17 protein-coding genes are annotated in these 12,912 nt (G+C 72.3%); 8 read left to right on the top strand and 9 right to left on the bottom strand.

Translation table 11 applies throughout. The features are described from left to right. Positions 1-287 precede the first annotated feature (287 nt). Positions 288-1,265: a serine/threonine-protein kinase gene (locus ACXJKB_RS17850; protein WP_457190715.1), complete on the bottom strand. Its 978-nt coding sequence runs from the start codon at positions 1,263-1,265 to the stop codon at positions 288-290. Between the two features lie 170 nt (positions 1,266-1,435). Between ACXJKB_RS17850 and ACXJKB_RS17845 the strand changes: the two genes are divergently transcribed. The 5 genes from ACXJKB_RS17845 (at position 1,436) to ACXJKB_RS17825 (ending at position 6,529) form a co-directional block, all read left to right on the top strand. Beyond that, on the top strand, positions 1,436-1,822 hold the full coding sequence (locus tag ACXJKB_RS17845; RefSeq protein WP_457190713.1) for an ArsR/SmtB family transcription factor: 387 nt from the start codon (positions 1,436-1,438) through the stop codon (positions 1,820-1,822). 16 nt (positions 1,823-1,838) lie between these two features. Then, entirely contained in the window at positions 1,839-2,327 is a 489-nt protein-coding gene (locus tag ACXJKB_RS17840; RefSeq protein ID WP_457190711.1) for an SRPBCC family protein, read from the top strand. Positions 2,328-2,355: 28 nt separating this feature from the next. After that, on the top strand, positions 2,356-2,919 hold the full coding sequence (locus tag ACXJKB_RS17835; protein ID WP_457190710.1) for a dihydrofolate reductase family protein: 564 nt from the start codon (positions 2,356-2,358) through the stop codon (positions 2,917-2,919). Between the two features lie 67 nt (positions 2,920-2,986). Beyond that, a complete protein-coding gene (locus ACXJKB_RS17830; RefSeq protein WP_457190708.1) occupies positions 2,987-4,825 on the top strand; it encodes a Na+/H+ antiporter in 1,839 nt (612 codons plus the stop codon). A gap of 42 nt (positions 4,826-4,867) precedes the next feature. Further along, complete coding sequence (locus tag ACXJKB_RS17825; protein ID WP_457190706.1) at positions 4,868-6,529, top strand: FAD-dependent oxidoreductase; 1,662 nt, start codon at positions 4,868-4,870, stop codon at positions 6,527-6,529. 24 nt (positions 6,530-6,553) lie between these two features. Here the strand turns inward: ACXJKB_RS17825 and ACXJKB_RS17820 are convergent, their stop codons facing one another. Then, positions 6,554-6,931 carry a DUF1304 domain-containing protein gene (locus ACXJKB_RS17820; protein ID WP_457190704.1) on the bottom strand — a complete coding sequence of 126 codons (378 nt, stop codon included), beginning with the start codon at positions 6,929-6,931 and terminating at the stop codon, positions 6,554-6,556. A 107-nt stretch (positions 6,932-7,038) separates the two neighbouring features. Here ACXJKB_RS17820 and ACXJKB_RS17815 point away from each other — a divergent pair, with 107 nt between their 5' ends. Continuing rightward, the gene (locus ACXJKB_RS17815) at positions 7,039-7,263 is read left to right on the top strand and encodes a hypothetical protein (RefSeq protein WP_457190702.1); all 225 of its coding nucleotides are present in this window, start codon (positions 7,039-7,041) and stop codon (positions 7,261-7,263) included. Here the strand turns inward: ACXJKB_RS17815 and ACXJKB_RS17810 are convergent, their stop codons facing one another. From ACXJKB_RS17810 to ACXJKB_RS17785, 6 genes are all read right to left on the bottom strand, one after another. Further along, a complete protein-coding gene (locus tag ACXJKB_RS17810; protein WP_191193749.1) occupies positions 7,264-7,485 on the bottom strand; it encodes a hypothetical protein in 222 nt (73 codons plus the stop codon). It abuts the gene before it with no gap. A gap of 1 nt (position 7,486) precedes the next feature. Further along, the gene (locus ACXJKB_RS17805) at positions 7,487-8,524 is read right to left on the bottom strand and encodes a WD40 repeat domain-containing protein (RefSeq protein ID WP_457190700.1); all 1,038 of its coding nucleotides are present in this window, start codon (positions 8,522-8,524) and stop codon (positions 7,487-7,489) included. Then, complete coding sequence (locus tag ACXJKB_RS17800; protein WP_457190698.1) at positions 8,521-9,051, bottom strand: DUF4919 domain-containing protein; 531 nt, start codon at positions 9,049-9,051, stop codon at positions 8,521-8,523. Before ACXJKB_RS17800 ends, ACXJKB_RS17805 begins: the two co-directional genes overlap by 4 nt. Then, positions 9,048-10,109: a hypothetical protein gene (locus ACXJKB_RS17795; RefSeq protein ID WP_457190696.1), complete on the bottom strand. Its 1,062-nt coding sequence runs from the start codon at positions 10,107-10,109 to the stop codon at positions 9,048-9,050. Before ACXJKB_RS17795 ends, ACXJKB_RS17800 begins: the two co-directional genes overlap by 4 nt. Beyond that, the gene (locus tag ACXJKB_RS17790; RefSeq protein ID WP_457190695.1) at positions 10,106-10,420 is read right to left on the bottom strand and encodes a hypothetical protein; all 315 of its coding nucleotides are present in this window, start codon (positions 10,418-10,420) and stop codon (positions 10,106-10,108) included. The genes ACXJKB_RS17795 and ACXJKB_RS17790 overlap by 4 nt, the downstream gene beginning before the upstream one ends. 74 nt (positions 10,421-10,494) lie before the next feature. After that, a complete protein-coding gene (locus tag ACXJKB_RS17785; protein ID WP_457190693.1) occupies positions 10,495-11,079 on the bottom strand; it encodes a mycothiol transferase in 585 nt (194 codons plus the stop codon). A gap of 106 nt (positions 11,080-11,185) precedes the next feature. Here ACXJKB_RS17785 and ACXJKB_RS17780 point away from each other — a divergent pair, with 106 nt between their 5' ends. Next, entirely contained in the window at positions 11,186-12,277 is a 1,092-nt protein-coding gene (locus ACXJKB_RS17780; protein WP_457190691.1) for an oxidoreductase, read from the top strand. A 20-nt stretch (positions 12,278-12,297) separates the two neighbouring features. Next, on the top strand, positions 12,298-12,612 hold the full coding sequence (locus ACXJKB_RS17775; RefSeq protein WP_457190689.1) for a hypothetical protein: 315 nt from the start codon (positions 12,298-12,300) through the stop codon (positions 12,610-12,612). Between the two features lie 22 nt (positions 12,613-12,634). Here the strand turns inward: ACXJKB_RS17775 and ACXJKB_RS17770 are convergent, their stop codons facing one another. Next, positions 12,635-12,871: a DUF1059 domain-containing protein gene (locus ACXJKB_RS17770; protein WP_300048329.1), complete on the bottom strand. Its 237-nt coding sequence runs from the start codon at positions 12,869-12,871 to the stop codon at positions 12,635-12,637. Positions 12,872-12,912: the final 41 nt, after the last annotated feature.

The following is a 12,912-nucleotide window of genomic DNA, read 5'->3' as shown; positions in this document are numbered from 1 at the left end:
GAGTCTCGCCGGCGGATCACACGGGGGCATCACCCCACCACGCTCGCGGTACCAATCCATCCCCGCGAACCGCGACGCGCCAACCCTCTGCGCCGCCTCCGCGACCGTCAGCCCCCCGCGTACAAGACACCAGAACTCACGACGAACCTGCTGCGGAAACACCCGCCGAGCCGCCATCACAAAACACCCCTTCATCACAAGGTGTTGCATCCAGACCTTGAACCCAAGGGCGCGGAATGTGGCTGGGCCACCGCCCGTCGGGACGGCACACGAAGACCCGGGGGACCTCAGTCGAGGAGCTCCTCGGGCGCGGCGGCCATGGTGGGGAGGTCGAGGGGCGCGCGGTCGGCCGGCTTGACGGCCTCGAGGGGCGTCGACGGCGTCAGCGGCGTGACCGGCAGGACGACGTAGCCGCCGCTGGGCACGCCGGAGGCGAGGTCCACGTCGACGTCGGCGAGCTCGGCCGGGGCGACGCCCAGGAGCACGGCGACGGCGAGGGCGTTCTCCGGGCGATCGGTGGGGTCCTTCTCGAGCAGGCTCGCCACGACGTCGCGCAGGTCCTCGGGCACCTCGTCGCCCAGCGGCGGCGGGGGCTCGTTGACGTGGCACATCGCGGTCGCGATCGGGGTGCCGCGGTCGAAGGGCCGCTTGCCGGTGAGCATCTCGTGGGCGACCACGCCGAGGGCGTAGAGGTCACTGGCACCGGTGGCCTGCTGCCCGATCGCCTGCTCGGGGCTGATGTAGTTGGGCGTCCCGAGCATCTCGCCGACGCGGGTGTGGCCGATGGTGTCGATCGCGCGGGCGATGCCGAAGTCGGTCAGCTTCACCAGGCCGTCCTCGCGCACGAGGATGTTGGCGGGCTTCACGTCGCGGTGGACGACACCGGCCTCGTGGGCGGTGCCGAGCGCGAGCGCGGCCTGGCCGAGGATCGACCGCACGGGGTCGGGCTGCATCGCACCTTGCTCGCGGATGATCGCCGACAGGGGCAGCCCCTGGACGAGCTCCATCACCAGGTAGGTGAGGTGGTCGTCCTCGCCGTAGTCGAAGACGGTGGTGATGTTGGGGTGCAGGAGGGCAGCGGAGTGGAGGGCCTCGTCGCGGAACCGCTCCGCGAAGATCTCCTCGTTGTCGGGGTCGGCGCGCATGACCTTCACCGCGACGTCGCGCTTGAGCACGTCGTCCAGCCCGCGCCACACGTCGGCCATGCCGCCGGAGGCGATGCGCGCCTGCAGGACGTAGCGGTCCCCGAGACGGAGTCCTTCCACGAGCCTCTGCATCGGGCGGTGCCCCACTTCTCTCGAAAGCGGTGCGCAGCAGCGCACCAGCGGCCGAGATTACTCCGACTTCCGGCTGATCCGGCCTTTTCCGCAGCCAGGCCCACCCGGGTGGGTGACTCCCTTGACAACGTACAACCAGTTGGTTGTATATTAGTCCCATGAGCCAGACGGAAGAGGACCGGGCGGACGCCTGGTTCCACGCGCTCTCCGACCGGACGCGCCGCGACATCCTGCGGCGCGTGCTGTCCGGCGAGCACTCCGTCTCGGCGCTGGCGCGCAGCTACGACATGAGCTTCGCCGCCGTCCAGAAGCACGTCGCGGTGCTCGAGCGCGCGGGCCTGCTGACCAAGCGTCGGCAGGGTCGCGAGGCCCTGGCCAGCGGCGACGTGGAGGCCGTGCGGTCGGTGGGGGCGATGCTCACCGACCTCGAAGCCCTCTGGCGCGGCCGCATCTCGCGGATGGACGAGCTGTTCGCCGAGCACCAGGAGCAGGACCAGAAGCACGACCAGAAGCACGACGACCGACCCGACCCGACCGACCGATGAGAGAAGGACCGAACCCATGCCTGTCACCGACGTCCAGCACGACCTCGACGCCCTCACCCTGACCATCACCGCCGACTTCGCCGCGCCCGTCGAGCGCGTGTGGGAGGTGTACGCCGACCCGCGCCAGCTCGAGCGGGTGTGGGGTCCTCCGGGCTACCCCGCCACCTTCGTCGACCACGACCTGGTCCCGGGCGGGCGGATGAACTATTACATGACCAGCCCCGAGGGCGAGAAGTACTACGCCTACTGGGACATCGCCGCTGTCGACCGGCCGACGAGCTTCACCTTCAAGGACGGCTTCGCCGTGGACGACTCCTTCACCGCCAACCCCGAGATGCCGGAGTCGAGCCAGGTCTTCGCCTTCGCCGACGTCGACGGCACGACGCGGGCCACCTTCCTCGCGACCTACGCCGACGCCGAGTCCCTCCAGAAGGTGCTCGACATGGGCGCCGTCGAGGGGTCGACCCAGGCCATCAACCAGATCGACGACCTGCTCGCTTCCTGACCCGCCCCGATCGCGAGAGGATCCACCCATGCGCCCCATCGTCATCACCACGTTCGTCTCCCTCGACGGCGTCATGGAGGCCCCCGGAGGCGGCGACCACCCGCACGCCGGCTGGACCTTCAAGGAAGTCGAGTTCGACGAGGCGGCCTACGAGATCAAGGGCCGGGAGATGGGCGAGGCCACCGCGCTCATGTTCGGCCGGCAGTCCTACGACGAGTTCGCGCCCGTGTGGCCGTCGATGGAGGAGTTCGCGACCTACAACGCGATGCCCAAGTACGTCGTCTCCACCACGCTGTCCGGCGAGACCGTGCCGTGGGGCGAGGGCACCGTGCAGGTCCTGCGGTCCCTCGACGACGTGGCGGCCCTCAAGGAGACCGACGGCGGCGAGATCCACGTCCACGGCAGCGCCCGCCTGGCCCAGTCGCTCGCCGCCGCCGGCCTGGTCGACCGATACACGTTGCTCGTCTTCCCCCTGCTGCTCGGGAGCGGCAAGAAGCTCTTCGGCGAGGGCGACAAGACCAAGCTCGAGCTCGTCGAGCACGCGGCCTACGGCAACGGGATCATCCTGCAGCGCTACGACGTCGTGCACTGACCCATCCCCTCATCTCGCCGTGGACGACCTCCTCGACCAGCGGGGCGCGAGGGGCAAGAATCACCCGGTGGAACTCGCCCTGCTGCTCGTCTCCATGGCAGCCGTCGTGCTCGCCGCCACCGCCGTCAGCGAGCGGCTGCGCATCCCGGCGCCGCTCCTGCTGGTCGTCGTCGGCGCCGCGGCGGCGTACGTCCCCGGCGTCCCGACGATCCACCTCGAGTCGGAGGTCGTGCTGCTGGGGCTGCTGCCACCGCTGCTCTACGCGGCGGCGATCCAGACCTCGCTGGTCGATTTCAACGCCAACCGCGGCACGATCCTGCGGCTCTCGATCCTGCTCGTCCTCGTCACGACGTTCGCGGTGGCCGCGGTCGTCCACTGGCTGGTGCCGAGCCTGGGCTGGGCGGCCTCGATCGCCATCGGAGCCGTCGTCGCACCGCCGGACGCCGTGGCCGCGACGGCGGTGGCCCGGCGCATCGGGCTGCCGCGGCGCGTCGTGACGATCCTCGAGGGTGAGTCGCTGCTCAACGACGCAACCGCCCTCGTCACCCTCCGCACCGCGATCGCCGCGCTGTCCGGCGGCGTGGCCATCACCGCGGTGGCGGGCGACTTCGTCGTCGCCGCCGGTGGCGGCGTCCTGATCGGCGTCGGCTTCTTCCTCCTCGTCGCCAAGCTCCGGCATCGCATCCGCGACCCGCTGATGGACACCGCGATCTCGTTCCTGACGCCGTTCGCGGCGTTCGTGGTGGCGGAGGAGATCCACGCCTCCGGTGTCATCTCGGTCGTCGTCGCCGGCCTGCTGCTGGGCCACAAGGCGCCGATCATCCAGACCGCGCAGTCGCGCATCACCGAACGGATCACCTGGCGCACGGTCGCCTTCGTGCTGGAGAACACCGTCTTCCTCCTCATCGGCCTCCAGCTCGACTGGATCCTCCAGGACGTCCACGAGTCGAGCCTGCCCAACAGCCGCATCGCGCTCGTCTGCCTCGCGACCCTGCTGACCGTCGTCGTCGTACGCCTCGTCTACATGCAGGCCACCGGCTTCCTCCGGCGGCGCGACCCCATCCCGGCGTCGTGGAGCTTCCTCATCGGCTGGGCCGGGATGCGCGGCGTCGTCACGCTCGCCGCGGCGTTCGTGATCCCGGAGGACGCGCCCCACCGCGAGGTGCTGCTCCTCGTCGCGTTCACCGTCGTGGCCGGCACCCTGCTCGCACAGGGCCTGACGCTGCCGCTGATGACCCGGCTGCTCGACGTACCCGCGCCCGACCCGGCGGAGGACGCCCTCGCCCGCGCCGGCCTGCTCCAGCAGGCCGCGGACGCCGGCTTCAAGCGCCTCGACGAGCTGGAGTACGTCGACCACCACGGGGTGGCCGAGCAGGTGCGGGCCCGCGTCGACCAGCGCACCTTCGCCGCCTGGGAGCAGCTGGCGACCACCGACGGCGAGGAGACACCGTCGGAGCTCTACGCCCGGATCCGGGGCGAGATGATCGAGGCCGAGCGCGCCAAGGTGCTGCTCGTCCGCGGCAAGGGAAAGGTGCCGTCGGAGGTCGTGAGCCAGGTGCTCGGCATGCTCGACATCGAGGAGTCGATGCTCGACGCCGGCTCGGCGGCGCGCGCCGGCGTACGTTCCGGGAGCCTCTCCTTCGCCGGCGGCCGCACCTGCGACGACCTCGACGAGCACCCCGCGGTCGACACGGTCGACGAGCCGGCCTGCGCCACCTGCCTGGCCGACGGCACCCGCTGGGTGTCACTGCGGCAGTGCCTCACCTGCGGCAACGTGGGCTGCTGCGACTCCTCCATCGGCAAGCACGCCACCGCCCACTTCCACGACAGCCTGCATCCCGTGGTGGAGTCCGCCGAGCGGGACGAGTCCTGGCGGTGGTGCTACGTGCACAACCTCACCGGCTGACACGCGGCTGGCGGCGACCCTGTCCGCCACTAGGCTCGTGGCATGGGAGCGCCCGCGATCGTCATCGCCTCCACCCACCACACGACCGAGCTGGGCGAGGCCTTCGCCCGCTACGAACGCGAGTACGACGTCCGCATGGCGTCCGACGAGGCCACGGCCAAGGCGACCGCCAAGCACCTGCTCACGACCGGGCACCAGGTGGCGCTCTTCGTCGTCGACACCGACCAGGAGCAGGACACGCTCTACAAGCTCATCGGCGGCACCCGGCAGGCCGTCCCGACCGCGCGGCGGCTGATCGTCACGCACGTCAGCCGGTTCCGCGACGACAACCAGACCTTCCGCCATGCCGTCGCCGCCGGCAAGGTCGACGCGCTGCTGCTCATGCCGCAGGGACCGCGCGACGAGGAGTTCCACCTCGCCGTCGGCGAGCTGCTCAACGAGTGGAACGCGACCGTCGCCGCACCGGTGGTGGAGAACGTCCGCATCATCACGCCCGAGAAGGACGGCCTGACGCGCGACCTGCTCGACTACCTCGCCCGGGTCGGGATGCCGGCCGGCGTGCACCACCCCGACAGCGAGGTGGGCCGCGAGGTGATGGCGAACTGCCCGGAGGACGAGGGCCGATGGCCGGTCGTGTCCTCACTGTCCGGGTGGTGCGGCCACTGCCCCGACGTGCGGTCGCTGGCCAACCAGCTCTACGGCCGACCCGACTCCATCGACCTCGACGAGGTCGTCGACCTCGTGGTGGTCGGCGCGGGCCCGGCCGGGCTCGCCGCCAGCGTGTACGCCTCGAGCGAGGGCCTGTCCACCGTCTGCCTCGAGGCCGAGGCCATCGGCGGCCAGGCCGGCACCAGCTCGATGATCCGCAACTACCTCGGCTTCCCGCGCGGCATCTCCGGCATGCGCCTGGCGCAGCGCGCCCGCGGGCAGGCGCTGCGGTTCGGCACCCGCTTCTTCACCGGCTGGCCGGCGACCGGGATCTCGCGGTGCGCGGACGGGGACCACCACGTCGTGCACACCGACGGTGGCGACGTGCACGCCCGGACGGTGCTCGTCTCGACCGGGGTCGACTACCGCCGGCTGGGCGTCGAGTCGCTCGAGGAGCTGGTCGGCCGCGGGGTCTACTACGGAGCAGCGATGGCGGCCGCCCGCGAGCTCGCCGGCGACCACGTCGTCGTCGTGGGGGGCGGCAACTCAGCCGGTCAGGCGGCGATCCACGCCGCGCGCTTCGCCTCCGCGGTCACGCTCGTGGTGCGCCGGCCGGACCTCACGGCCACCATGTCGTCGTACCTCATCAACGAGATCGAGTGGAACCCGCGCATCACCGTGCGTCCCTGCACCCGCGTGGTCGACGGCGGCCCCGACGACGTCGGTCAGCTGGCCTGGCTCGACATGGAGGACGTCGACACGGGCGCGCAGGAGCGGGTCGAGGCGCGCGGGTTGTTCCTGCTCCTCGGCGCGGCACCCGAGTGCGGCTGGCTGCCGGATGCGGTCCTGCGCGACGAGCGCGGCTTCGTCCTCACCGGGCGCGACGTGCCGACCGAGCACTGGGCCGAGGGCGTGCCGCCGGAGGACCTGGCCACCACCGTCCCGGGCATCTTCGCCGGCGGCGACATCCGCGCCGGGTCGATGAAGCGGGTCGCGTCGGCGACCGGCGAGGGCGCCTCGGTGGTGTCCTCGGTCCACACCTGGCTCGGCCAGTAGCGCCGACCGGGTCGAGCCCGGGACCTACATCGACAGCAGCAGGAAGAGCACGGCCAGCGCCGGCAGGGTGCCCTGGGTGATCGCGGCGCGCGCCATCGACCGGTCGTGGGTCACGAGCACCAGCGCGGCGCCGAGCATCGAACCGGTGCCGGCCAGCGCCAGCGCCCGGCCGACGTCCTCCTGCTCGCCAAGCAGGGCGACGCCGACGATCGTGATGATCGCCAGGAAGAGGTTGTAGAAGCCCTGGTTGTAGGCCATCGGCGCCAGGACCGGGGCGTCGGCCTCGGAGACGCCGAAGGTCTTGCGGGTCGAGGGCTCGGTCCACCGGAAGGCCTCGAGCACCCAGATGTAGACGTGCAGCAGCGCGGCCAGGACCGCGAACACCACAGCGAGGATGGTCATGCGGCCACCCTAGGCCCGCCTACCCCTGGGAGGGTGGCGGGTCGTACGCCGTTCGGCGCACACTCGCGACGAACGGCCGCCCGGCCGTGAGGAACGAGGAGGTCCCTGTGGGACGACTGATCGGCATCCTGCTCGTGGTCTGGCTCGTCATCGGCGGGCTCGCCGCCTTCCAGCGCGGCTACTTCGAGGACACCCGGACCAACTGCTCCGAGGCGGGCGACATCGCGCTCACCGTCGTCGCCGGGCCGCTGAACTACTTCGGCGTCAACCCCAAGGTGAAGTGCTCCGACGTCGACATCCCCGACGTCGACGTCCCGGAGCCGAGCAGCTAGTCAGCGTCCCGCGTTGCGCGGATGGTTCTTCGCCGTCCGCTCGTTGCCGCGGCGGTAGTTGCCGGTGACCCTGGCCATCAGCTCCTGCTCGTCGTCGTCCTCGACGTCGGCGAGGAAGCGCGCAGCCGCCGCGCCGCGCAGCACCGTCGCGCGGCGGCCGTGGTGCGAGATCACGACCTCGCCGCCGCGCACCTCGTAGTCGAAGCCCTCCGGTCCCGGCACGTCACTCCTCCTGCTTCTCGAACGTGGTCGCGTCGCCACCCGATGCCGGCCAGGCGAGGACGCCGTCGCGAGGGCTCACTGCGTAGATGCGCGAGCCGTCGGGCGCGACGAGCACGGCCCGCGGGGTGTCGGTGGCGCCGGCGAGCGGCTTCACGTCGTCGGTGCGCCAGTCCCAGACCTGCACGTCGGGCTCGTCCTTCACGCTCGCCACCACACCGTCGGAGCCCAGCCAGGCCAGGTGGTCGGCGGCGACCGACGACGACGCCTCCTCCTCGTAGGTCTCGGCGTCCCAGACCGTCAGCGCCGCCTGCTCGTCGAGTGCGAACGACGACGTCGCGAGCGTGGCGTCGTCCGGCCCCCAGGCCACGTGTCCCTGGGGTGGGGCGTCGAGCTGTCCGAGGGCGGCCCCGGACCCGGCGTCGTAGACCGTGACCGGGGCGTCGGAGGACGCGACGGCGAGCGCGGACCCGTCGGAGCTGAAGGCGACGGCCACCGGCGCCTCGCCCTCCGGGTCGAGCTCGGTCACGTCCGTCGGGTCGTCCACGGACCAGAGGCGTAGGACGCCGTCGGCACCCGCACCGGCGAGCGTCTGGCCGTCGGGAGAGAACTCGAGGTCGCGCATCCCGGCGCCCGGGCCGTCCTGCACGACCTCGGCGTCGTAGGCCTCGGCCGTGCCGACCTCGTCGCCGGTCGCGTCGTCCACGAGGACGACCGAGACGGTCCCGCCATCGACCCGGTCGGTCGCGACGAGCCCGCCGGTGCCCCAGGCGACCACGCCGCCCCCGTCCCACCGGTCGTCGAGGGTGCCCTCGGCCGTGGACCACAGGCACAGCTCGCCGTCGCACGGCACCGCGATCCGCGACCCGTCGGGGCTCAGCGCTGCGGAGTCGCCGGTGAAGGGCACGCCCGGCACCTCGACGACGTCTCCCGACCCGGTGTCGACCCCGTCGGTCATGGCACCGCCGGAGTCGTCCGAGCACCCGGCGAGCGCCAGCGCGGCGACCGCCAGCGCCGCCGCCAGCGGGAGCGCACGCCTCATGCGCGGACCAGCCGGCTGACGTCGAACCACGCCTCGCTGCCGTCGTCGCACACGTGGTGGTCGAGCGACCCGCCGTCGACGGCGACCAGGGTCTGCTGCTGCGAGGTGCGGCGCCCGGCGCGCAGCACGTCGTACTCGTCGCTGATGCGCAGCACGCTCCACGGGTGCTCGCGGGTGCCGTCGCCGGTGCTGCGGATCGACTCGATCGCCAGCGCCTGCAGGCCCCGCTCCGCCCGGGCGCGGGCGTCGTCACCGAGCCCGCCGTGGGCGGCGGCGAGCGCCGCGTGGGCGGACGGGGAGAAGAAGGCGCTGGGCATCAGGCGCTGCACGACCGAGGCCGCCTCGGAGTGGTCGCCGCGGGCGAGGGCAGGGGCGACGGCGTCGACGACGTCGAGACCGGGGTCGAAGCCAGGCGTTCGGCGGACAGCGTCGCGGAGCGCCGCCAGGTCCGAGGCCGAACGGGTGCGGGCCCAGACGAGGGCGAGGTCGGACAGCGCGGGTCCGCCGGGCTCGATGTGCGTGCTCATCGCGCCTCCTCCCTGATCCGGTCGAGGTCGTCCCCGTCGAGGTCGTCGAGGTAGGCGCCGCCGGTCTCGCGGGCGTCCTTCTCGACAGCCTGGTCACGATAGGCGTCGTAGCCGTCGTCCTTCGTGGTCTGGTAGTGGTCGAAGTTGTCGCGCCACTCCTCGACCTCCGCCTCGCTGACGCCGGGCGGACCGTCGTAGTCCTCCCACCACCACCAGGGCAGGTCGTCGACCTCCTTGTGCTGCTGGGCGTGCCGGACCTCGTGGGCCACGGTGCCGAGGATGGTCGGGTCGGAGAGGTTGCCCTCGTCGATGCGCAGCACGCGGTCACCCTCGCTCCAGCTGCCGCGGGAGTCGGTGGTCGGGTCGTCGTCCTTGCCGTCGCCGTCCGCGTCCTCGAGGTCCTCCACACGGACCTCGAAGTCGTCGACGCCCGCGTCGCGGGCCTGCTGCTCCGCGATGTGCTCGAGCACCCGGCGGCGTTCGTCGTCGGACATCGAGGCCCAGTCGCGCTCGACCTCCGGGTCGACGACGTAGTCGGGTCCGTCGTCGCTGAACGACCCGTGCGGGCGTGCGGCGATCAGCGCCGAGTCGACGGCGTAGGCTTCGTCGAGGACGTCGCCCACCCGCGTGGCCAGGGCGTCGACGGCGTGCTGCCGGCTCGCCTGGTGCTCCTGCGCCTCGAAGCGGTTGTCGAAGGTGGGCCTCGGGGCGACGTCGCTGACGGTGCCGGACGCGTCGACCTCCAGCTGCTGGGCCGCGGCGTCGGTGAGGATGTCCTGCACGGCCTGCTCGATCGCGGTGACCGGACCGATCTGGGCGTAGACCTGGCGCTCGAAGTCGGCCAGTCCCTCGATGTGGCGCGTCATCTGGGCGACGAGCGCCGCCTGGCGCGCGGAGGCAGCCCAACGGCCGAGGCCGGTCCACCCGTCAGGGACCGCGTCGGACTCCACGACGTCGCGGGCCTTCTCCAGCGCCAGCACGTCGACCCGCAGCTCGTCGCTCGCGGCCTTCACGCCTGCGGAGCGCCAGGACCGGAGCCGGCCGAAGGTGATGCTCACGACCCGCCTCCGAGGAACGTGCGCAGCCACTCCTGGAACGCCTGCGCCCGGGCGTCGGCCGCCTCGGCGTCGGCGGCGGCCGCGTCGAGCCCGTCGGCGAAGTCGCCGACCGACGACGCCCACGCCGTGATGCCCTCGTCCCACGCGGTCGCGAGCTCCGGCATCACGCTCGCGGTGCTGCTGCCGGGGAGGGCACCGGCGAGCTCGTCGACGGCGTCCCTGGCGTCGGCGTCGCGGGCGTCCCTGGCGGCGGACCGCAGGTCGCTCGCCGTGGTGCGGAGCTCATCGGGCTCCACATGGTAGGTCGACATGTGTGGTGGATGCCCCGCCGCGACGCCCGCCAAACCGCGGCGCTCGGCGCCTGTGGACGACTACGGGAGGACGACTACGCGAGCCAGGCGGGGGTCCAGTCCTCGGGCGGGTCCTCACCGACGCGCCCGTCGACGGCCTCGCGGAGCAGGTCGGCGTGTCCGGTGTGCCGGGCGTACTCCTCGAGCAGGTCGACGAGGAGCCTTCGCAGCCGCGGGTGGTTGCCGTTGCCGTCGTCGACGTGGGCCACCAGGTCGAGACCGCCCTCGGCGAGCGCGTCGTCGATGCGCCGGGTGTTGCGGACGACGGCCTCGTCGAAGACGGCGTACGTCTCGGCCGCCGTGAAGTGGTCGGCCTCGAACTCCCACTCGTCGGTGTCGTCGTGCCCGAGCGAGCGCCACGGCTCGACGAGCTCCTCACCCCGCAGCTTGGTGGTCAGGTAGTAGTCCTCGGCCAACGCGAGGTGGCGCAGGAGGCCGCCGAGGGACAACGACGACGAGGGCAGTCGGTGCCGGAGACCGGCGTCGTCGAGGCCGTCGGCCTTCCACCTCAGCGTCGCCCGCATCCGCCCGAGCGCACCGGTCAGGTGCTCGGCCTCGGTGCCGTCGATGGGCGGCTCCCACGGCGGCGGGACCCAGATCTCGTGGTCGGGAGTGCTCATCCCCCGACGCTAGACCGGGTTCCGGACGATCCGCTGCCGCAAGGCGCGTCCTTGCAGGTGGCGACGGGTCTGGACACGGTCGGCACCACGGGTGGAAGGTGACCGGATGCGACGACTCGGAGTCCCTGCCCTGATCCCTGCCCTCCTCACGATCCCCGCCCTGGCGCTCGGCCTCCCCGCGAGCACGGCGGCCCAGCCGGAGGCCGCCGCCGGGCCGAACCCGTTCCGCGACGGCTGGAGCGAGACGGTCGTCGACGCCGACCAGAACTTCCGCGGCCTCGAGGCCGTGAGCAAGCGCGAGGCCTGGGTCACCGGCGAGAGCCTCACCGACGACGGGCCGGCCCGCGTCTTCCGCACGAACGACCGGGGCCAGACCTGGACCGACGTCAGCCCCGACGGCACCGAGGGCCTGTCCTTCCGCGACGTCGAGGTGCACGGCTCGGTCGCGCACGTGCTCGCGATCGGCCCCGGCGAGGCGTCCCGCATCTACCGCTCGACCGACGGTGGCGCGTCGTGGGACGAGTCGTTCCGCAACACCGACGAGAAGGCGTTCTACGACTGCATGGCGTTCTACGGCAAGGGCAGGCACGGACTGGCGGTGAGCGACCCGGTCGGCGGCAAGCTGCGCATCCTCGCCACCGACGACCGTGGCCGCTCGTGGTCGGTGCTGCCGGACAAGGGCATGCCTCGCTCGAAGGACGAGTTCGGCTTCGCCGCCAGCGGCGACTGCCTCGTCACCTCCGGCAGGTCGGCGTTCCTGATCACCGGGGGCAAGAAGTCGCGCGTCATGCGCTCAGACGACCGGGGTCGGACCTGGACGGCGGTCGCCTCGGGGATCCCGGCCGGTGAGGCGGCCGGCGGCTTCGCGGGCGCGTTCGCCTCGCCCCGGGTGGGCATCGCGGTCGGTGGCGACTTCGCGGAGGCCGACGACACCGAGGACACGACGGCCTACACCCGCGACGGCCGGACCTGGACCACGGGCGGCGACCTCTCCCACGTCGGCGAGGACGTCGCCTTCCTGCGCGGCACGAGGTACGCCGTCGCGACCGGCGACTACGACGGGTCGATCGGATCGAGCATCACCACCGACGGCGGGCGCACGTGGAAGCGCACGAGCCGGAAGGGCTACCACGCCATCGACTGCGTGGGCACGGTCTGCTGGGCCGCCGGCAGCAAGGGCCGCGTCGGCCACAACTGAGGGCTGGCTAGGCTCGCTGTGTGCCTGACCTGACGCGCGTCCCGACCGCTCCCCTGCTCGCCGCCGGCCTCGTCGGCGGCTTCGCAGTCGCCCAGCAGACCGGCATACGCCCACTCGGCGGTGCCGCGATGCTCGGCGCCAACGTGGTCGCGGCCCGGCAGTGGTACGCCGTCGGCGGCGCGCCGCTCGCCGTCGGGCTGAGCGCCGCCTACTGGACCGCGATGGGTGTCTCGCACCCGCTGGCGAAGAAGGTCGGCACCTGGCCGTCGGTGCTCGGCGTCACGGCGGTGGCTTCGGGTGCCGCCTGGCTGCTGGCGGACCGCCGCTCGCGCTGACCCCTCGGCTGCCGCCGCTTGGTCAGTCCTCGGGCAGGGCGGCGAAGTCGGACTGCATCTGGCGGTACCACCCGAGCGACTTCTTCGGGTGGCGCCAGCGACCCTTCATCTCCTTGCGGGCCGGCAGGTGGGCGGCGTCGCCGTCCTTCTCGGCCTGCTTGAGGTGCTGGTCCTGCGCGTTGATGACGTCGTCGTGGGTCTCGCCGCGGTGGGCGAGGTCGCACGGTCCGCCCAGCTGGCGGCAGGTCATGGTCTTCATCTGGCTATCTCCTGACAGTTCGGGCGGGTTCGACGGAGTCG

The sequence above is a fragment of the Nocardioides sp. P5_E3 genome, assembly GCF_054049275.1.
Note: the sequence above shows the minus strand (reverse complement) of the source record. Positions and strands in the feature narration are given on the sequence as shown.

Bases quoted from the DNA above. Each gene is read 5' to 3' on its own strand.
- ACXJKB_RS17840 (WP_457190711.1), top strand. From the start codon at position 1,839: ATGCCTGTCACCGACGTCCAGCACGACCTCGACGCCCTCACCCTGACC.
- ACXJKB_RS17780 (WP_457190691.1), top strand. From the start codon at position 11,186: ATGCGACGACTCGGAGTCCCTGCCCTGATCCCTGCCCTCCTCACGATC.
- ACXJKB_RS17770 (WP_300048329.1), bottom strand. From the start codon at position 12,871: ATGAAGACCATGACCTGCCGCCAGCTGGGCGGACCGTGCGACCTCGCC.
- ACXJKB_RS17790 (WP_457190695.1), bottom strand. From the start codon at position 10,420: ATGTCGACCTACCATGTGGAGCCCGATGAGCTCCGCACCACGGCGAGC.
- ACXJKB_RS17785 (WP_457190693.1), bottom strand. From the start codon at position 11,079: ATGAGCACTCCCGACCACGAGATCTGGGTCCCGCCGCCGTGGGAGCCG.
- ACXJKB_RS17845 (WP_457190713.1), top strand. From the start codon at position 1,436: ATGAGCCAGACGGAAGAGGACCGGGCGGACGCCTGGTTCCACGCGCTC.
- ACXJKB_RS17805 (WP_457190700.1), bottom strand. From the start codon at position 8,524: ATGAGGCGTGCGCTCCCGCTGGCGGCGGCGCTGGCGGTCGCCGCGCTG.
- ACXJKB_RS17825 (WP_457190706.1), top strand. From the start codon at position 4,868: ATGGGAGCGCCCGCGATCGTCATCGCCTCCACCCACCACACGACCGAG.
- ACXJKB_RS17800 (WP_457190698.1), bottom strand. From the start codon at position 9,051: ATGAGCACGCACATCGAGCCCGGCGGACCCGCGCTGTCCGACCTCGCC.
- ACXJKB_RS17835 (WP_457190710.1), top strand. From the start codon at position 2,356: ATGCGCCCCATCGTCATCACCACGTTCGTCTCCCTCGACGGCGTCATG.
- ACXJKB_RS17820 (WP_457190704.1), bottom strand. From the start codon at position 6,931: ATGACCATCCTCGCTGTGGTGTTCGCGGTCCTGGCCGCGCTGCTGCAC.